Raw genomic sequence first — 19,354 nt, 5'->3', positions numbered from 1 at the left:
CTCCTAGCGGCGAATTGCCAGACGCTGCTCGAGGTAACGCAGCAGCATGGCAATCAGGTAACAAGCCGCGACGTACAGCGCCGTGGTCACCAGCCAGGTTTCAATCACCCGGTAGCTCTCGACGTTGATCTTGCGCGCGTAATAGGTCAGTTCCGGCACGGCGATGGCGGCGGCCAGGGACGTGTCTTTGAACAGCGAAATGAAGTTGTTCGACAGCGCCGGCAGCACGTTGCGCAACATCACCGGAACGACGATGTACGCGCGCACCTGCCATTCGCCGAGGCCGATCGCCAGCCCCGCTTCGCGCTGGCCTTTGTGAATGCTCAGCAGCCCTGCGCGGAACACTTCGGTCAGGTACGCCCCGGCATACAGCGAGAGGGTGACGATAAACGAGGGGATCTTGTCCAGACGAATGCCCAGGCTGGGCATGGCGAAGTAGATCAACAGGATCAACACCAGAATCGGCGTGTTGCGCACGACGGTGACGTAAATCGACGCCACGATGCGCAGCGCCCGGTAGCGGGACAGCATCGCAAACGCCGCCATCATGCCGATGACGCAACCGATGGCGATGGAAATCAGGGCCAGTTCCAGGCCGAGCCCCAGCCCTGCCAGCAGACTGGGGAAATCCCGCCAGACCGCTGCAAAATTCAGCTGATAATTCATGGTCAGCAGTACCTGGGGCGGGACGGCACCACGGCCGTCCTCGCCCCCTTCAGTGGGCGACGCACGCGGCGCGGGTTATTTGTATTCCATCGGGAAACCGATCGCAGGGGTCGGCAGGTCCACGCCGAACCACTTCTTGAACGACTCGGCGTACATCGGGAACTCAACCCCGGTCATGGCTTCATGCAGGGCGGTGTTGACGAAGTTCAGCCAGTCCTGATCACCACGCTTGACGGCGCACGCGTAGGTTTGCGGGCTCCAGGCGAACGCGGGCGAACGATAGCGACCGGGGTTCTGCACCATCAGGTATTTCACCGACGACTGATCGGTAGCCGCCGCATCGGCACGCCCGGAGTTGATGGCCTGGTACATCAGATCGACGCTGTCGTACTGGTCGACCTTCGCCTTGGGCAGCGCCTGATGCACCAGTTCTTCGGCGTAGACGTTCTGCAGCACGGCAACGGTGACACCATCGCCGGCGCCTTTCAGGTCATCGATTTCCTTGTACTTACTGTTGGTCGGCAGCAGCAGCGCAACGCCTTCCCGGTAGTAAGGCAAGGTGAACGCCACCTGCTGGGCGCGGCTCGCGGTGACGGTGATGAACTGGCAGCTCATGTCGACCTTATCCGTCAACAGGTTCGGGATTCGGGCGTCGGAAGACTGGACCACGAACTCGACCTTGCTCGGGTCATTGAACAGACCTTTGGCGACGATGCGCGCGATGTCGATATCAAAACCCTGCAACTTGCCGTCTGCACCCTGGAAGTGCCAAGGGGCATTGGTGCTCCCCGTACCCACAATGAGATGGCCGCGCTGCAGGACGTTGTCCAGCTTGCTGTCGGCCGCATAGGTCGTTGTTACGAACGTCGCTGCCGTTATCAGGGCCAATGCACAAGCTTTCAAAGAAAGGGATCCGCGCCGCATGAGAGAAACTCCGCCGGTTGTATTTATTCCGCTATAGCGGAACCTTGTTTGCCACAACGGAATAGACAGCAGAAAGTGTGCCACAGAGTCGCGTGGCAAAAGAAGCCCGGGGAATTGTTGGAGGTTTCAAGGACTTGCCTTGAAATTCAAGGGGCACACGCCGGAAACAGGGGATTACAGGTGGCATGTAGCGCTACGGATCACCCCACGGAATGGGAAGCGGGCCCCACTGGTGTGCGCGCTGCGCCAATAGTGCGCACGAACGTTTGGTGCTGATGCGCCGTTCATCGCGCCATGGGCACCTTCCCCCGTGCAGGAACCCTAAGCAGCGCGGCAAGCCAGCATTGTCATCAAGGCTCATGGGAGCGTTCCGCCCACCAGGGCTAAAAAAACGCCGTTGGGCCGGTTAACCCTGAATCTTCCCCAATCCGACTATTGTTTTCGTAACACCCGCCGATTTATTACGGTCAAGGGAACATTGGCACCCTTAGTGCTTCAAACGTCTTTATGAAGCTTTTATGACAACCGCGTGAACATGCATGGACGGCAGGCGCTTTTACGGTTGTAGGGTGGAGGAACCCCAATGAAAGAACGAGCCACAGTTATTTGCCGCAGGGACAACCAGATCCTTTACGTGCGCAAATCCAACGCCCGGTGGAACCTCCCGGGCGGCAAGGTTGAAGCCGATGAATCGCCTGCGCAGGCGGCTGCCCGCGAATTACGCGAAGAAACCGGGCTGATCCTGGAAGACCTGGCGTACATCACCCGGTTCGAAGGCAGCACCGTGTTGCATCACGTGTTTGAAGTGTCGGTCACGATGATCGTAACCCCGGCGCCCCATAACGAAATTGCCGACTGCAAGTGGTTTACCAGCAAAGAGTTGGGCGATCAGAAAGTCAGCCCGGCGGCGAAGTCCATCGTGAAGGCTTTTCTGACCAATGCTATTTATTAAGTGTTGTTGAGAGGCGTTCACAGGTTTTTCACATCGGGGGCGGTAATCTTAACTTGCTCCTCCAAGACTGACTTTAAGCCCGCACCCCCCATCGCGGGCTTTTTCTTGTCCAGAATTCCTTGCCAGCGCCCTCCTTTTCTCCCCGCCTGATCTATAAATATTCTGACGACCGGGCTTAATTTCGGCATATGAACGCCGACATTTAAGTGAGCATACCCAAGGAGCGGCAGATGTTTAATTCCAAAATCAAAAAGCAAGTGTCCACTCTGAGCTCGGAGCTGGTCACACTCAAAAATTTTCACGACGCTCTCATGCAGGAGATGCTGTCGCTGACGGTGGATGCCGAATTGCGCATCACGGACGCCAATAGCAAGTTCTGCGCTGCCATCGGCTATTCCCGTGACGAACTGGTCGGCCAGCCCATGGCGGCGTTCATTCCGACCTATGTTGCAACGATGCCGTGTTTCCGCAATTTCAAGGCGGCGGCGGCCAGTGGCACCCCGGTAACCGACGACTACCGTTTCATCAGCAAGAGCGGTTCGCTGATCTGGGTTCACGCCAGCTGGTCGCCATTGAAAAATGAGCTGGGTCAGCTGGTCGCGCTCAAATGCCTGGCGACCAACGTCACCAGCCAAATCAACAAGGCGCGGGAAAACGAGTCGTTCATTAACGCGCTGCTGCGCTCCACGGCGGTCATCGAATTCGACCTCGGCGGGCACGTATTAAAGGCTAACCAGTCCTTCCTTCAGGAAATGGGCTACAGCCAGGATCAGATTCTGGGCAAGCACCACAGCCTGTTCTGTGACCCTAAATTCGCCGCCACCGAAGACTACAAAACCTTCTGGAAACGCCTGAACAACGGCGATTTCGTGGCCGACCGGTTCAAGCGCATCAACAGCCGTGGCGAAGAGGTCTGGCTCGAAGCGACCTACAATCCGGTGCACGATACCCAGGGCGAGCTTTATAAAGTGGTGAAATTCGCCACCGTGATAACCGATCAGGTCCGTCGCGAAGCGGAAATCAGCGTGGCGGCCGGCACTGCCTTTGAGATATCCCAACGCACGGACGTCTCGGCGCAGCGCGGCGCGGCAGTGATCAACAGCACCGTGGAAACCATGAACGGCATCGCCGACCAGATGCTCTCTGCCTCCCATGGCATGGAAGCGCTGGGCAAGCAGTCGCTGCTGATCAGCACCATCGTGCAAACCATCGGCGGCATCGCCCAACAGACCAATTTGCTCGCGCTCAACGCCGCCATCGAAGCCGCGCGCGCCGGTGAGCAAGGCCGTGGCTTTGCCGTGGTGGCCGATGAAGTGCGTCAACTGGCCGGGCGCACCAGCACCGCGACCGAAGAAATCGTCACTGTGGTGCAGCAGAACCAGAAGCTGGTGGATGACGTGGTCAGGGACATGGGCAGCACCCGCGCCCAGGCGGAACAGGGTCTGTCGCTGGCTAATCAGGCCGGCAGCGTGATTGTGGAAATTCAGGAAGGCGCGCGGCAAGTTGTTGGGGCGGTGCAGCGCTTTAACCACCAGCTTTGACAGCGGCCACCCACGCCCTCGACTCGGGTGACCCATGACAAATGGTCGCAGCGCGCTGAGCGGGAGATACGCCTGCCCTACAAAATGCTAATCTGCGCCACATATGTGGCCCCATCCGGGTATGCCACCCCACGTTGACATGGAGCCGACAATGGCTTTGGATTCCCTGCTCTGCCCGGATTTGCTGACCATTGCCGAGCGTTCGGCGATCGCCGAGGTTGAAGCGACGACGAACGTCCTCAGGCTCGTGACGCGGCTGACCGGTATGCGCTTCGCTGGCATTGCCAAGTTCACCGACTCCGAGTGGGTCGCCTGCGCGGTCTACGACGAGATTCACATTGGCATCCAGGAAGGCGAAGTGCTGGAGCTGGAAACCACGCTGTGCAACGAGCTGATCGAAAACCCAAAGGCACTGATAATCCCCAGCATCAGCAGAAACGAGCGCTATGCCGGGCGCCCCGTGGTCAAGAAATACGCCATCGAAAGTTACATTGGCGTGCCGATCAGCCTGCCCGATGGCCAGCTGTTCGGCGCGTTGTGCCTGCTCGACTCCAAAGCCAGCACCTTCGAAAGCCCTGACCTCGTCGAAACCCTCGGCCTGTTCTCCCGACTGATCGGCTGCATCGTGTTCTCCCATTACTCCACGGTGAACAAAGTCAGGACGCAGGTCGAGCACGCTTGATCAGGTGATCCTCACCGGCGAGCGGCGGTAGGTGGATAACCAAGACGGTGTTACACTGCCGCGCCTTGAATTCGCATGCGCCGCTTGAGCCTTTCACGGGGTCGCGGCGCGCGCCCCTGACCTGTGCGTCTTCTGCCGCACAGCAAGCGTGGTCGATGCATCTCGGTCACCCGCTGAACCCGTATCGGACGCTGCTCCCGTTCACCCATCTTCATCAGGTCATGTCGCCGTCATCGGTGACGTGCAGGCTGCTGGTTGGATCACGAGCAATCGCCACCAGGCGTCAAAGGCCATCGCCAATCAGCCCCTTGTAAACAATCCAGGATAAGCAATTGATTTCCACAGCTAACATCACCATGCAGTTTGGCGCCAAGCCGCTGTTCGAGAACGTTTCGGTCAAATTCGGCGGTGGCAACCGCTATGGCCTCATCGGCGCCAATGGCTGTGGCAAGTCCACCTTCATGAAGATCCTTGGCGGCGACCTGGAGCCGTCCGGCGGCCAGGTAATGCTCGAACCGAACGTGCGTCTGGGTAAATTGCGCCAGGACCAGTTCGCCTATGAAGACTTCTCCGTCATCGACACCGTGATCATGGGTCACGAAGAGCTGTGGAAGGTCAAGGCCGAGCGCGATCGCATCTACTCGCTGCCGGAAATGACCGAAGAAGACGGCATGGCCGTTGCCGAGCTGGAAACCGAGTTCGCTGAGATGGACGGCTACACCGCCGAATCCCGTGCCGGGGAATTGTTGCTCGGTCTGGGCATCGGCATCGAGCAGCACTTCGGCCCGATGAGCGAAGTGTCCCCTGGCTGGAAACTGCGCGTGCTGCTGGCCCAGGCGCTGTTCTCCGATCCTGAAGTGCTGTTGCTCGACGAACCGACCAACCACCTGGACATCAACACGATTCGCTGGCTGGAAAACATCCTGACCCAGCGCTCCAGCCTGATGATCATCATTTCTCACGACCGTCACTTCCTCAACAGCGTGTGCACCCACATGGCTGACCTGGATTACGGCGAGCTGCGCCTGTTCCCGGGTAACTACGACGAGTACATGACCGTGGCGACCCAGTCCCGCGAGCAGTTGCTGTCGGACAACGCCAAGAAGAAAGCCCAGATCTCCGAGCTTCAGTCGTTCGTCAGCCGCTTCTCGGCCAACGCCTCGAAAGCCAAGCAGGCCACTTCCCGCGCCAAGGCGATCGACAAGATCCAGCTGGCCGAGGTCAAGCCTTCGAGCCGCGTCAGCCCGTTCATCCGTTTTGATCAGAACAAGAAGCTGCACCGTCAGGCGGTCATCATTGACCAAATGGCCAAAGGCTTCGACGGCAAGCCACTGTTCAAGAACTTCAGCTTTCAGGTCGAAGCGGGCGAGCGCGTTGCGATCATCGGCCCGAACGGTATCGGTAAAACCACCCTGCTGCGCACTCTGGTCAACGAGCTGACCCCGGATGCCGGCACGATCAAGTGGACCGATGCGGCAGAGCTGGGTTACTACGCCCAGGACCACGCACACGACTTCGAAGACGATGTCACCCTGTTCGACTGGATGGGGCAATGGACTCAAGGTGAACAAGTCATTCGCGGCACCCTGGGCCGGATGCTGTTCTCCAACGACGAGATCCTCAAGTCGGTCAAGGTGATCTCCGGTGGTGAGCAAGGCCGCATGCTGTTCGGCAAGCTGATCCTGCAGAAGCCGAACGTGCTGATCATGGACGAGCCGACCAACCACCTGGACATGGAATCGATCGAGGCGCTGAACCTGGCGCTGGAGAACTACCCGGGTACGCTGATCTTCGTCAGCCACGACCGCGAGTTCGTATCGTCCCTGGCCACTCGGATCATCGAGCTGAGCCCAAGTGGCGTGACCGACTTCAGCGGCACCTACGACGACTACCTGCGCAGCCAGGGCGTCGCCTTCTGATCAGGGCCCTGCGCTGACAGAGTGAAGCTGAAACCAGGGAGCCCCGTCCATCGTGACGGGGCTTTTTTGTGACAGTGGAACCGGCTTGAGCCGGGAAGAAGCCAGGCCAGGCGCCCACAATCCTGCGGTGTGACATCCGACGCTTTCCCGGCTAAAGCCGGTCCCACTGGAATCACGCGGTGAGTGAGTGGGACCGGCTTCAGCCGGGAATGCGCCAGGCGAGGCACCCTCTGATCCCGGAGAAAAACCGTTAGCCAGCTTTCATTTCCCGACACCTCGGGCGATGATGCGGCACTCCCACCGCTCCAGCGAAGCGTCCCCATGTCAGCCGCCCTGCCCCCCGATACGCCTGCCAATTCGCCCGCCCGTGACGCCCGTTCAATGGCAATCACGCTGCAAATCGTCTCCATCGTCGTCTACACCTTCATCGCCTTCCTGTGCATCGGGCTGCCTATCGCGGTGATGCCCGGCTATGTGCACGACCAACTGGGCTTCAGCGCGGTGGTTGCGGGGCTGGTGATCGGCGCGCAGTACCTGGCGACGCTGTTGAGTCGCCCGGTGGCCGGACGCATCTGCGACACCATCGGCACCAAGCGCGCCATCGTTTATGGGCTTTCAGGCATCGCGTTGAGCGGCGTGCTGACCCTCGCAGCGATATTGCTGGAGCGTTTCGCCGGCGTCAGCCTGACGATCCTGATCATCGCGCGATTGTTCCTCGGCGCGTCCCAGGGCTTGATCGGCGTGGGCACCATCAGCTGGTGCATCGGCCAGGTCGGTTCGGAGCACACGGCTCGCTCGATTTCCTGGAACGGCATCGCCTCTTACGGCGCCATCGCCATCGGCGCCCCCCTCGGGGTGGTGATGGTCGGGGCGCTGGGCTTTGCCAGCCTGGGCGTGGTGCTGTTCGTGCTGGCGGCCGGGGCACTGCTGTTGATCCGCAACAAACCGGCAATTCCGGTGGTGCGCGGCGAGCGCCTGCCGTTCTTCTCGGTGTTCGGCCGAGTGGCGCCATTTGGCCTGAGCCTGACCCTGTCCTCCATCGGCTACGGCACGCTGACGACGTTCATCACGTTGTTTTACGTGGCCCGCGGCTGGGAAGGCGCGGCCTGGTGCCTGACGGTGTTCGGCATCTGTTTCATCGTCGCGCGTTTGCTGTTCATCAATGCGATCAACCGCTTCGGCGGCTTTCGCTCGGCGATCGTCTGCATGACCGTCGAAACCCTCGGGTTGGTGCTGCTGTGGCTGGCCCCCGACACCACCTTCGCCCTTATCGGCGCCGGGCTGACCGGTTTTGGTTTGTCGCTGGTGTATCCCGCGCTGGGCGTCGAGGCCATCAAGCAGGTACCCAACAGCAGTCGCGGTGCCGGACTCAGCGCTTATGCAGTGTTCTTCGATTTGGCGCTGGCCATCGCCGGACCGCTGATGGGCGCGGTGGCGCTGGGCATGGGCTACGGCTGGATTTTCTTCTTTGCGGCCTTGTTGTCGGTGGCGGCGTTGACGCTGGCGGTAGTGCTGTCGCGCAGGACGCCGATCGACACGCGGGTGTAGAGGACGCGCGGTATAAAGGCTTCCCGGCTAAAGCCGGTCCTACAGAGCGCACGCGTTGACAGTAGGACCGGCTTCAGCCGGGAAGAGGCCGGCGATCCTGCAACAGGTCTTACTGGCGGTTGAAATCTATCGGCTGAAGCCGGTTCTACAAAAGCTGAACTGCCGCCTCGCGTCCCGGTCGGAATAGCACATCCCCCGAACAGGAGTGAGGGCGTGACCCCCGATCCCGCTGGCTCGAACGCTACCCCTCCAGACCCGGCCACGCTGCGTGAAGTCCACAAACTGCGCGTGCTGACCGTGAACACCCACAAGGGCTTCACTGCACTGAACCGGCGTTTCATCCTGCCGGAGTTACGTGAAGCCGTGCGCAGCACCGGTGCCGACCTGGTGTTTCTCCAGGAAGTCCTTGGCGGCCATGACCGCCATGCCGCCAAGTACGAAGACTGGCCCGACACGCCGCACTACGAATTTCTCGCCGACAGCATGTGGACGGACTTCGCCTACGGCCGCAATGCGGTTTACCCCGACGGCCACCACGGCAACGCGCTGCTGTCCAAATACCCGATCCTGCATTACCGCAATCTGGACATCTCGATCACCGGACCGGAACGCCGGGGCCTGTTGCATTGCGTGCTGCAAGTGCCGGGGCACGCCGAAGTCCACGCGATTTGCGTGCACCTCAGTCTGCTGGAAAGCCACCGTCAGTTGCAGCTGAATCTGCTCTGCGACCTGCTCGACTCCCTGCCCGAAGACGCCCCGGTGGTGATCGCCGGCGATTTCAACGACTGGCAGCTGCAGGGCAACAAACGTCTGCAGCGCTGTGGCTACCTGCATGAAGCCTTCGAGCGCAGTCAGGGGCGGCTGGCCAAGACCTACCCGGCACGTTTCCCGATGTTGCGACTGGACCGCATCTACCTGCGCAACGCCACCAGCCACGATCCGAAAATTCTCGGCACGCGGCCGTGGACGCATTTATCCGATCACCTGCCGCTGGCGGTCGAAGTGCATCTGTAATGAACTGCGCCCTTATTTATCCGGATCAATCAGGGGAACAGTGGCGTCACGATCAAACTGGGAGCCCGGGTCTTCGTTTCCCGGGTCCATGTCGGCATCGAAGGCTGTGTCTTCGTCATCTGGCTGATGCTCAGGGTGCGGTGCAAGGGGTGCAGCGTCGGGGGAGTGAGATTGCATGGGATTTCCTCTCGTTTCGGTAGGTTCGACAAAGGCTCAGTCTGGTGCGTTGAGCTTAGCAGGCGCCTCAGGTGCAACAAGACCGGTCCCCACCAGGAAGAACCCCTGCACCAATCAACAGTCAGTAAAGAAGCCTCGCCGGCTTCATCGCGCTGTTTTCAGTCCGGCAAATGCGGCGCAAGGCGTCGCGCATCCACACACGCTTCACCCCACAGGACACCTTCCATGAGTCTGCACGACAAAATCATAGGCCGCCTGGGCTTCGGCTCCGCGCCCCTTGGCAACATGTTTCGCACCATCGACGAAGAGGAAGCTGCGGCCACCGTTCAAGCTGCCTGGGACCAGGGCATTCGCTATTTCGACACCGCTCCGATCTACGGCGCCGGGCTGTCCGAACAGCGTCTGGGCAAGGCCCTCGCCGGCGTCCCCCGCGAGCAGTACACCCTGAGCACCAAAGTCGGCCGGCTGATCTCCGACGAGATCGACACCGAGACCCGCAGCGGTCCGTTCGCCGAAGGCCTGAAAAACAAGATCGTCACCGACTACTCCGCCGACGCCACGCTGCGTTCGATTGAAGCGAGCTTGAAGCGTTTGAACACTGATCGGCTGGACATCGTGTTTGTCCACGACGTCGCCCAGGACGCCCATGGCGATGCCTGGATCGAGCATTTCAACATCGCACGCACCGGGGCTTTCCGCGCCCTCACCCGCCTGCGCGAAGAAGGCGTGATCAAGGCTTGGGGCCTGGGCGTCAACCGCGTTGAGCCGTGCGAACTGACGCTGGACTTGGAAGAAGCGCAGCCCGATGGCTTTCTGCTGGCCGGCCGTTATTCGCTGCTCGATCATGACCAGCCGCTGCAACGGCTGTTCGACAAGGCTCGCCAGCACAATGCCGAGTTCGTTGTCGGCGGCCCTTACAGCTCCGGCGTGCTGGTGGGCGGCAAGCATTTCGAATACCAGGAAGCGTCCCAGGCGATGCTCGACAAAGTGGCGCATATTCAGGAAATCGCTCGGCAGTATCAGGTCGACATCAAGTCCGCAGCACTGCAGTTCGTCCTCGCCAATCCGCTGGTAGCCGCGGTGATTCCGGGTGCCAGCCGACCCTCGCGGATCATCGAAGACGTCACCGCGCTCAACGCACAGGTGCCGGATGGTTTCTGGCAGGCCATGCGCGATCAGGGCTTCATTGCCCTGCAGGCGCCAGTTCCCGGCAAAGACTGATATCGTGCCCAACGACGCCGGGCCAGACGCCCGGCTTTGTTTCCTGCGCGAGATCTGTCCATGCGAATTCTGATCGTCAACGTCAACACCACCGAATCCATGACCGAGACCATTGCCGAGCAGGCCCGCAGCGTGGCCTCCCCCGGCACCGAAATCATCGGCCTGACCCCGCGCTTCGGCGCCGAGTCGGTGGAAGGCAATTTTGAGAGTTATCTGGCCGCCATCGCGGTGATGGATCGGGTCATGTCCTACGAAGGGCCTTATGACGCGGTGATTCAAGCGGGTTACGGCGAGCATGGCCGCGAAGGCTTGCAGGAATTGCTCGACGTACCGGTGGTGGACATCACCGAAGCGGCGGCCAGCCTGGCGATGCTGCTAGGGCATAAATACGCGGTAGTCACCACGCTGGACCGCACCGTGCCGTTGATCGAAGACCGCCTGAAGCTGGCCGGGGTCTACGAGCGCTGCGCGTCGGTACTGGCCAGCGGCATGAGCGTGCTGGAGTTGGAGGAATTCCCGGAGCGAGCGGTCGAGGCGATCGTTGACCAAGCCATCGAAGCGGTGACTCGGGACAAGGCCGAGGTGATCTGCCTGGGCTGTGGCGGCATGGCCGGGCTGGATCAACTGATCCGCGATCGCGCTGGCGTGCCCGTGGTGGATGGCGTCACCGCGGCCGTCGCGCTGGCGGAATCGTTGGTACGACTTGGACTGAAGACCTCGAAAGTACGGACCTACGCCACGCCACGGCCGAAGAAGATCGTCGGTTGGCCGTTTAAGCAGTAGGCGCCCATTGTTCAGCACACGCAGATTGAAGGCGAACGTATAACCTGTGGGGGCGAGCTTGCTCGCGAAGACTGCATCCCGGCCGCTGAAGATTTAGCGAATGTGCCGGCCTCTTCGCGAGCAAGCTCACTCCCACAGGTAATAGCCTCTGCCACACCGCCGCTGCATTCGCCTCCACCCGCCGAATCGTTTAGTATCCCCGCCGCCGGTTTCCACTCGGAATTAATAGGGAATCCCCAGGCGCGTGCCTTCGCGCTGAAACGGAACTGTCCCCGCAACTGTAGGCGCTGAGCTCTGTTTCCTGTTTGCCACTGGGTCACCCCGGGAAGGCCGAAGCAGAGCGATGAAGCGCCAGTCAGGAGACCTGCCGGCCAGCATATTCATTCACCGGCGGGGTGTCCGGGGAAGGACTCCCGTTCGTGCGTCGTTCGCGCACGCTGTGCGCGCCTTTATCTTTGGGGCGCCTGTCGGGATGGACTTTCCAGCGCCTGCTTCGCCATGCATTCAGGCTTTCTGGAGATCGCTGTTCATGCCGCTGCGCCGCCTCGCTGCCCTGCTCGTCACGCTGACCTTGCCCACCGCCGCGCTCGCGGCGTCGACGGTTTACCCTTTAACAGTGGACAACTGCGGCGAAGCGTTGACCTTCCCCCACGCCCCGCAGAAAACCGTGACCATCGGCCAGGCCGCCACCGAGATGTTGTATGCACTGGGCCTGGGCCCTAACGTGGTCGGCACGTCACTGTGGTTCAACCCCGTCCTGCCCCAGTACCAAACCCTCAACGAGCGCATCGAGCGCCTCGCCGACAATGCGCCGAGCTTCGAATCGGTGATCGGCAAACGACCGGATTTCGTCCCGGTGCAGTTTGAGTGGATGGTCGGGCCACAAGGCGCGGTCGGCACCCGCGAGCAGTTTCGCGATTTGAGCATTCCGACGTACATCCTGCCGTCCGATTGCGAGGGCAAGAACAATCGGGTCGGCGCCGACGGCACGCGCCTCGAAGCCTTCCGCATCGACACGCTGTACAAAAGCCTGCGTCAGCTGGCGCAGATTTTCGACGTACAGGGCCGTGGCGAGCAGCTGATCACGGATTACCAGAACCGGCTCGCCCAGGCCGTGGCGCAGGCAAAAGCCCACGCCAATCCGCCCGTCTCGGCGGTGTTCTGGTTTTCCAGCCCGGACCTCAACGTCGACCCCTACGTGGCCGGGCGCAAGGGCATTCCCAACTTCATGCTCGACACCCTCGGCATGCGTAACGTCATCGACTCCGATGAGGAATGGCCGACCGTGGGATGGGAAACCATCGCCAAGGCTAACCCGACCGTGCTGGTCATCGCGCGCATGGACCGTCGCCGCTTCCCGGCTGACGATCACGAGAAGAAGCTGGCCTTCCTCCGCTCTGACCCGGTCACCCGCAACATGGATGCGGTGAAGCACAATCGCATCGTGATCATGGACGCCAGCGCCATGGAGTCCAGCGTGCGCCTGTTCGACGGCATCGAACAACTGGCCCAGGCCACTCAAGCACAATGACGTCAGTCAGCATGCCTCGGTCGAGCGTCGTCCGAATCTTCGGGCATGGCGCCTGGGCCATCGCGTTGCTGGCGTTGGCGGTGCTGGCGGGCGTGGCCATCGGCGAGACGTCGATCAGCCTGCCGGTGATCGTTCAGGTGCTGGCCAACAAGCTGTGGGCCGCAGGCTTTCCCCTCGATCCCATCGATGAGGGCATTGTCTGGAATTACCGCCTGACCCGGGCCATCGTGGCCGCCACCTGCGGCGCAGGGCTGGCGGTGTCGGGCGTGGTCTTGCAATCGCTGCTGCGCAACCCGCTGGCCGATCCCTATTTGCTGGGCATTTCCGCCGGCGCTTCGACCGGCGCGGTGCTGGTGGCGATCATCGGCATCGGCGCCGGAACCATTTCCCTGTCCACCGGCGCGTTTGCCGGCGCGATCGCCGCCTTCGCGCTGGTTGCCCTGCTCGCCCGCTCCTCTCGGGGCCAGACCGCTGCCGGCCAGATCATCCTGGCGGGCATCGCCGGGTCCCAGTTGTTCAACGCCCTGACGTCATTCCTGATCACCAAGTCCGCCAATGCCGAGCAGGCCCGCGGGATCATGTTCTGGTTGCTGGGCAATCTCAGCGGCGTGCGCTGGTCGTCGGTGGCGCTGTCGGTACCGGTCGTGGTGCTCGGTTTGCTGGTGTGTCTGTGGCATCGGCGCGCGCTGGATGCGTTCACGTTCGGCAGCGATTCGGCCGCGTCACTGGGCATTCCGGTGCGCCGGGTGCAGGCCGTGCTGATCCTGACCGCCGCGCTGATGACGGCGGTGATGGTGTCGATCGTCGGCTCCATCGGCTTCGTCGGCCTGGTGATTCCCCACGCGGTGCGCCTGATGGCCGGTGTGCGCCATGCGCGGTTGTTGCCTCTCAGCGCCTTGATCGGCGCGCTGTTCATGATCGCCGCCGATGTGCTGTCGCGCACGTTGATCAAAGGTCAGGTGTTGCCGATCGGGGTGATCACGGCGCTGGCGGGCGCGCCGGTCTTCGCGATGATTTTGGTCCGTGGGAATCGTCCTCGATGAGCGCCCGTCAGGAGGTGCCCGGCGCCATGCTCGAAGGCAGCGACTTGAGTTACTCGGTCAAGGGCGCGCCACTGCTTAGCGGGGTGAGCCTGGCGATTCGGCCGGGGGAAAACCTGGGGGTCGTCGGGCCCAATGGCTCGGGGAAGTCGACGCTGTTGAAGTTGCTGGCGGGGATTCAGGCGCCGTCTCAGGGCGAAGTTCGCCTGGGCGGGAAGCGCTTGTCGGCGCTGAGCCGGCGGGACATTGCGCGGCAGGTGGCGGTGGTGGAGCAGCATGCGCAGACCGGCGATTCGATCAGTTTGTTGCAGGCGGTTGAGCTGGGGCGTACGCCGTGGCTGTCGGCGCTGGCGCCGTGGGGCGACGACGATGACCGGATTGTGGCGCAGGCGATTGCGGATGTGAGTTTGCAGCACCTGGCGCATCGGGCGTGGCATACGTTGTCGGGTGGGGAGCAGCAGCGTGGGCATATTGCACGGGCTTTGGCGCAGCGGCCGCAGGTGTTGTTGCTGGATGAGCCGACGAATCATCTGGATATTCAGCAGCAGTTGTCGATTTTGCGGTTGGTGCAGGATTTGCCGGTGACGACGGTGGTGGCGTTGCATGATTTGAATCAGGCGTTGGGGTGTGATCGTCTGGCGGTGATGGATGGTGGGCGGTTGGTGGCGTTGGGGTCGCCCTTTGATGTGTTGTCGCCGGCGCTATTGGGTGAGGTTTTTGGCGTGCGGGGGCATTGGTTGGTTGATCCGTTTGACGGGGCCCGGGTTTTGCGGTTGCGGGCGCCAGAATCAACGGCGTCGGCCTAACGGCCTCGTTTTCGCCTTCGGCGAGTTACTTGGAAAAGCACCCCAAGTAACCAAGGGTGCTTGCTCCTGGTTGGGTTCCTCCTTCGTCGGAATACCCTCACTCCGACGACACTCCGTGGGCCCGCGCCGAACGGACATCCATGTCCTGACGGCGCTCTCGCCGCATCCATGCGGCTCGGCCCACTCCGCGTCGTCTACGTTCGGCCTGCACCAAAGTCGCGATTGGCGGTGCCTGGACCTTCTGCGCAGGAAGATCAAAAGCAGGTCAAAAGCAAAGCAAAAGCAGATCAAGAGCAGATCAAAAGCAGATCAAGAGCAGATCAAAAGCAAAGCAAAAGCTTCCCGGCTGAAGCCGGTCCCACTGACTGCACGCGTTGCTTTTTAGTGGGACCGGCTTTAGCCGGGAAGAGGCCGGTATGGGCAACGGGAATTTCGCTGCCCAACGCTGATCGTACCCACGCTCCGCGTGGGCATGCATCCCGTGACGCTTCGCGTCATCCCGCGTTTCGGCCTCATGCCCGCTGATAGCTCCCACCCCCACCTCAATACCTCGGCTTCACCGCCTTCCACTCCGGTTTGTATTTCTGCATCTGCCGCACATCGTCCCGCTGGCGAATGCCGCACGTTAGAAACTGGTCGTTGAGTTTGCCCAGTTGGTCGTAGTCCAGTTCAAGGCCCAGCCCGGGCTCGCGGGTGAGGTGGACGCAGCCGTCGATGATGGGCAGTTTGCCGCCTTTGATGACTTCTTCGTCCGGTTCTTGCCACGGGTAGTGGGTGTCGCAGGCGAAGTCGAGGTTGGGGACGGCGGCGGCGACGTGGGTCATGGCCATGAGGCTGATGCCCAGGTGGGAGTTGGAGTGCATGGAAACGCCGAGGCCGAAGGTGTCGCACATTTTTGCCAGCGCCTGGGTGTCGCGCAGGCCGCCCCAGTAATGGTGGTCGGCGAGGACGATCTGCACGCTGTTCAGCGCGACGCTGCGGCGGAATTCGTCGAAGTCGGTGACGACCATGTTGGTCGCCAGCGGCAGGCCGGTACGCTTATGCAGTTCGGCCATGCCTTCCAGCCCGGGGGTCGGGTCTTCGTAGTATTGCAGGTCGTCGCCGAGCAGTTCGGCCATGCGGATCGAGGTCTCCAGGGACCAGTTGCCGTTCGGGTCGATGCGCAGCGGATAGCCCGGAAAGGCCTTTTTCAGCGCCTTGATGCACGACACCTCGTGTTCCGGGTCCAGCGCCCCTGCTTTGAGCTTGATGCTTTTGAAGCCATACGCGTCGATCATCCGCCGCGCCTGGGCGACGATCTGTTCTTCACTTAGCGCTTCTCCCCAGCTGTCTGGCGCGTAGGGCGAGTCCGCGTGTTGGGCATATTTGAAGAACAGGTACGCACTGAACGGCACGCGGTCGCGAACGGCACCGCCGAGCAGGTCAACCAGCGGCAGATTCATCGAGCGCGCCTGCACATCCAGAAAGGCGACTTCAAACGCCGAGTAGGCATTGCTCACCGCTTTGCTGGCGTGGGAGCCCGGCGCCAATTCAGCACCCGCTACCGAAGTGGGTTTGTTAGCCGCCACCGTGGCTTTAACCACCGCCCGCAGTTGGTTGAGGTTGAACGGGTCCATGCCGATCAACTGACTCTGCAACTGCTGTTGAATCGCCAGGGCCGGCGCATCGCCGTAGCTTTCGCCGAGGCCGAGGTAGCCGTTGTCGGTTTCTACCTCGATGATCGAGCGCAGGGCAAACGGCTCGTGGATGCCGCTGGCGTTGAGCAACGGCGGATCGCGGAAGGCAATCGGGGTGACGGTGACGCGTGTGATTTTCAAATGACTTCTCCCGGTCAATCAGGGTGTGAGGCTAGGGTTTAACGCTTGACGTTGAGCTGAGCGAGGTGGATGCGTGCAGCGGCCCAGCGTCTTCAGGCTTTGGGCGATGCGGGTCGCCTTTGGGCGTGGTGCGGGCGAAGAAGATCACCACGGCCGCCACCAGCGAGGTCAGCGCCAGACCGTACATGCCGCCTTGAATTGAGCCGGTTTTTTGCTCCAGAAAGCCGAATGCGGTGGGCGCCACGAAGCCGCCGAGGTTGCCGATGGAATTGATCAGCGCAATCACCGCCGCTGCGACGCGCGCGTCCAGATAGCCTTGGGGAATGGGCCAGAACAGCGCCGACGCCGCCTTGAAACCGATGGCCGCAAAACAGATCGCAACGAAGGCGAAGATCGGCCCGCCGACGGTGGACATGAACATCCCGCAGGCAGCAATCACCAGCGTCACCGCGACCCACGCCTGTTGATGCTTGAACCGTGCGGCCAACGCCGCGAAGCCGTACATGGCGATGATCGAGATGATCCACGGGATCGAATTGAACAGGCCGACTTCGAAATCGGTGAGGCTGCCCATCTTCTTGATCATGCTCGGCAACCAGAACGTCGCGCCGTAGATGGTCAGGGCCACGGAAAAGTAGATGAAGCAAAACAGCATGATCTGCCGGTCGGCGAGCAGCTTGAAGATCGACGGCTTGACCACTTGCGCCGCTTCCCGGGCGCGCTGTTCGGCGTCGATGGCGCTGATCAATGCGCCCTTCTCTTCTTCGCTCAGCCATTTCGCCTCGCGAGGGTGGGACTGCAGCCAGAACCAGACGAAGCCGCACAATGCGATGGAGGCGAAGCCTTCGATGATGAACATCCACTGCCAGCCGTGCAGGTTCATGCCGCTGACGCCGAGCAAGGCGCCGGACACCGGCCCGGAGATCACCGACGCAATGGCCGAGCCGCTGAGAAAGATGGCCATGGCCTTGCCGCGTTCGCTGGAAGGCAGCCACTGGGTGAAGTAATAAATGATGCCCGGGAAGAACCCCGCTTCTGCCGCGCCGAGGATGAAGCGCAGCACATAGAAGCTGGTTTCGCCGCGCACGAAGGCCATCGCCATCGCCGCTGCGCCCCAGGTGAACATGATGCGCGTCAGCCAGGCGCGGGCGCCGAACCGTTGCAGGAGCATGTTCGACGGGACTTCGAACAGCGCGTAGCCGACGAAGAACAAACCGGCGCCGAGCCCGTAAGCTGCAGCGCCAATGCCCAGATCGGTTTCCATGTGGCTGCGGACGAAGCCGATGTTGACGCGGTCGATGTAGTTGACGATGAACATGATCACGAACAACGGCAACACATGGCGCTTCACTTTTGCGGCCGCGCGGGCCAGTACGGTGGGATCTGCGCTGTGAAGGGGTTCACTGATGGGAACGGTGCGGTTCAAGGTGCGACTCCCGGTCTTTGTATTTTTTTTGGGATGAGCGTGGGAAATGCAGGTAGTGAACCGATCATGGACCGGCACATTGTTCCCGTCTAATCTAGATTGACTGTTGATTGATACCCGGAATAGATCAATGTTCGAGCTTGCCCAACTGCGCTGCTTCACCACCGTCGCCACCGAACTCAACTTCCGCCGGGCTGCCGAACGTCTGAACATGACCCAGCCGCCCCTCAGTCGGCAGATCCAGCTGCTGGAGCATTCGCTGGGCGTTCAGCTGTTCAACCGCAACACCCGCAGCGTCGCGTTGACCGCAGCGGGTCGGGCGTTTTTCATCGAAGCGCAGACGCTGCTGGAGCGCGCGCATCAGGCCGCTATCGCGGCGCGACGCTTTGCCGAAGGCGACATCGGCTCGGTGACCATCAGCTTCGTCGGCAGCGCGGTGTACGAGTTTCTGCCACGGGTCATCGCCGAGGCCCGGCAGAACCAGCCCCACGTGAAAATCTCCCTGACTGAGCTCAATACCTATCAGCAACACGAAGCCCTGCGCGCCCGGCGCATCGATCTGGGCATCGTGCGCGCGCCGCTGCTGCAGCCCGGTTATGAAACCGAATGCCTGGTGCGCGAGCCGTTCGTGCTGGCCGTGCCCAGCAGTCATCCGCTGGCGAACGCCGAGCACATCAGCGTGCAGGACCTCGACGCTCAGCCCTTCCTGATGTACTCGCACTCGGCTTACCCGCCGTTCAACGAATTGCTCACCGGCATGTTTCGCTCGGCGCAAGTGGCGCCCGAGTACGTGCAGTGGCTGGGTTCGTCGCTGACCATTCTGGCGCTGGTGAATGCCGGCATGGGCCTGGCGCTGGTGCCGCGTTGCGCCACCAATGTGGTGTTCAAGGGCGTGACGTTTCGCGACATCGATCTGGGTGAAGGGGTGCAGAGCGAGCTGCACCTTGTCTGGCGGTCTGACAACGACAACCCGGCGTGCCAGATGCTGCTGGAGGCGATTCGCGCGGCGGTGAAGGCCGAAGGGCGCACAGCGCAGTAGGACCGGATGGAACGCCGACTTGTGGGACCGGCTTTAGCCGGGAAAGCGTCAGTGGTTACACCGCAAAGGTGACGGTGCCTGCACTGGCCTCTTCCCGGCTAAAGCCAGTCCCACTAAAGCATCCGCGTGCATTCAATGGGACTGGCTGGAACGCCAGCTTGTGGGACCGGCTTTAGCCGGGAAAGCGTCAGTGGTTACACCGCAAAGGTGACGGTGCCTGCACTGGCCTCTTCCCGGCTAAAGCCAGTCCCACTAAAGCATCCGCGTG

The 19,354-nt window shown here is 61.6% G+C and carries 18 protein-coding genes, 1 pseudogene and 1 riboswitch; of the genes and pseudogenes, 13 read left to right on the top strand and 6 right to left on the bottom strand.

Translation table 11 applies throughout. The features are described 5' to 3' along the window. Positions 1-3: 3 nt before the first annotated feature. Together ACYAR8_RS05465 and ACYAR8_RS05460 are read right to left on the bottom strand one after the other, a co-directional pair. Entirely contained in the window at positions 4-666 is a 663-nt protein-coding gene (locus ACYAR8_RS05465) for an amino acid ABC transporter permease (protein WP_108119375.1), read from the bottom strand. A gap of 75 nt (positions 667-741) precedes the next feature. After that, the gene (locus tag ACYAR8_RS05460; RefSeq protein WP_074883062.1) at positions 742-1,590 is read right to left on the bottom strand and encodes a transporter substrate-binding domain-containing protein; all 849 of its coding nucleotides are present in this window, start codon (positions 1,588-1,590) and stop codon (positions 742-744) included. Positions 1,591-2,173: 583 nt separating this feature from the next. Between ACYAR8_RS05460 and ACYAR8_RS05455 the strand changes: the two genes are divergently transcribed. Continuing rightward, on the top strand, positions 2,174-2,542 hold the full coding sequence (locus tag ACYAR8_RS05455) for an NUDIX hydrolase (RefSeq protein ID WP_074883059.1): 369 nt from the start codon (positions 2,174-2,176) through the stop codon (positions 2,540-2,542). Between the two features lie 17 nt (positions 2,543-2,559). Here ACYAR8_RS05455 and ACYAR8_RS05450 read toward each other — a convergent pair whose 3' ends face one another. Next, on the bottom strand, positions 2,560-2,844 hold the full coding sequence (locus ACYAR8_RS05450; RefSeq protein WP_463579356.1) for a hypothetical protein: 285 nt from the start codon (positions 2,842-2,844) through the stop codon (positions 2,560-2,562). Here ACYAR8_RS05450 and ACYAR8_RS05445 point away from each other — a divergent pair. The 6 genes and pseudogenes from ACYAR8_RS05445 to ACYAR8_RS05420 all read left to right on the top strand — a co-directional run. Beyond that, a pseudogene (locus tag ACYAR8_RS05445) lies at positions 2,773-3,549 on the top strand (PAS domain-containing protein); the annotation flags it as partial. The gene ACYAR8_RS05450 and the pseudogene ACYAR8_RS05445 sit on opposite strands and share 72 nt — an antisense overlap. Next, positions 3,529-4,083 (top strand): methyl-accepting chemotaxis protein, encoded by a 555-nt coding sequence (locus ACYAR8_RS05440; protein ID WP_463579352.1) that lies wholly within the window; start codon positions 3,529-3,531, stop codon positions 4,081-4,083. The pseudogene ACYAR8_RS05445 and the gene ACYAR8_RS05440, both read left to right, overlap by 21 nt. A gap of 151 nt (positions 4,084-4,234) precedes the next feature. Beyond that, a complete protein-coding gene (locus ACYAR8_RS05435) occupies positions 4,235-4,765 on the top strand; it encodes a GAF domain-containing protein (RefSeq protein ID WP_463579291.1) in 531 nt (176 codons plus the stop codon). A gap of 332 nt (positions 4,766-5,097) precedes the next feature. Continuing rightward, a complete protein-coding gene (locus ACYAR8_RS05430; RefSeq protein ID WP_074883050.1) occupies positions 5,098-6,684 on the top strand; it encodes an ABC-F family ATPase in 1,587 nt (528 codons plus the stop codon). 321 nt (positions 6,685-7,005) lie between these two features. Beyond that, complete coding sequence (locus ACYAR8_RS05425) at positions 7,006-8,232, top strand: MFS transporter (RefSeq protein WP_463579290.1); 1,227 nt, start codon at positions 7,006-7,008, stop codon at positions 8,230-8,232. Positions 8,233-8,496: 264 nt separating this feature from the next. Further along, entirely contained in the window at positions 8,497-9,246 is a 750-nt protein-coding gene (locus ACYAR8_RS05420) for an endonuclease/exonuclease/phosphatase family protein (protein WP_197985933.1), read from the top strand. A 12-nt stretch (positions 9,247-9,258) separates the two neighbouring features. Here the strand turns inward: ACYAR8_RS05420 and ACYAR8_RS05415 are convergent, their stop codons facing one another. Beyond that, positions 9,259-9,423 carry a hypothetical protein gene (locus ACYAR8_RS05415; protein WP_175514125.1) on the bottom strand — a complete coding sequence of 55 codons (165 nt, stop codon included), beginning with the start codon at positions 9,421-9,423 and terminating at the stop codon, positions 9,259-9,261. 225 nt (positions 9,424-9,648) lie between these two features. Between ACYAR8_RS05415 and ACYAR8_RS05410 the strand changes: the two genes are divergently transcribed. The 5 genes from ACYAR8_RS05410 (at position 9,649) to ACYAR8_RS05390 (ending at position 14,804) form a co-directional block, all read left to right on the top strand. Continuing rightward, positions 9,649-10,644 (top strand): aldo/keto reductase, encoded by a 996-nt coding sequence (locus ACYAR8_RS05410; RefSeq protein WP_463579289.1) that lies wholly within the window; start codon positions 9,649-9,651, stop codon positions 10,642-10,644. A gap of 60 nt (positions 10,645-10,704) precedes the next feature. After that, a complete protein-coding gene (locus tag ACYAR8_RS05405) occupies positions 10,705-11,427 on the top strand; it encodes an aspartate/glutamate racemase family protein (protein WP_463579288.1) in 723 nt (240 codons plus the stop codon). A 189-nt stretch (positions 11,428-11,616) separates the two neighbouring features. Next, positions 11,617-11,813, top strand: a riboswitch (cobalamin riboswitch). A 143-nt stretch (positions 11,814-11,956) separates the two neighbouring features. Further along, a complete protein-coding gene (locus ACYAR8_RS05400) occupies positions 11,957-12,958 on the top strand; it encodes an ABC transporter substrate-binding protein (RefSeq protein ID WP_463579287.1) in 1,002 nt (333 codons plus the stop codon). 11 nt (positions 12,959-12,969) lie between these two features. After that, entirely contained in the window at positions 12,970-14,001 is a 1,032-nt protein-coding gene (locus tag ACYAR8_RS05395; protein WP_463579286.1) for a FecCD family ABC transporter permease, read from the top strand. Next, entirely contained in the window at positions 13,998-14,804 is an 807-nt protein-coding gene (locus ACYAR8_RS05390) for an ABC transporter ATP-binding protein (RefSeq protein ID WP_463579285.1), read from the top strand. The genes ACYAR8_RS05395 and ACYAR8_RS05390 overlap by 4 nt, the downstream gene beginning before the upstream one ends. A gap of 542 nt (positions 14,805-15,346) precedes the next feature. On the opposite strand, the gene ACYAR8_RS05385 is transcribed toward ACYAR8_RS05390, so the two are convergent. Both ACYAR8_RS05385 and ACYAR8_RS05380 read right to left on the bottom strand, forming a co-directional pair. Continuing rightward, positions 15,347-16,621 (bottom strand): glucarate dehydratase family protein, encoded by a 1,275-nt coding sequence (locus ACYAR8_RS05385; protein WP_463579284.1) that lies wholly within the window; start codon positions 16,619-16,621, stop codon positions 15,347-15,349. Positions 16,622-16,652: 31 nt separating this feature from the next. Then, a complete protein-coding gene (locus tag ACYAR8_RS05380; protein WP_463579351.1) occupies positions 16,653-17,939 on the bottom strand; it encodes an MFS transporter in 1,287 nt (428 codons plus the stop codon). Positions 17,940-18,177: 238 nt separating this feature from the next. Here ACYAR8_RS05380 and ACYAR8_RS05375 point away from each other — a divergent pair, with 238 nt between their 5' ends. Further along, complete coding sequence (locus tag ACYAR8_RS05375; RefSeq protein WP_463579283.1) at positions 18,178-19,086, top strand: LysR family transcriptional regulator; 909 nt, start codon at positions 18,178-18,180, stop codon at positions 19,084-19,086. Positions 19,087-19,354: the final 268 nt, after the last annotated feature.

It is taken from the genome of Pseudomonas sp. HP_01, from assembly GCF_055284355.1.
The sequence above is the reverse complement of the archived record's forward strand: the minus strand, read 5'-3'. Positions and strand labels throughout refer to the sequence as shown.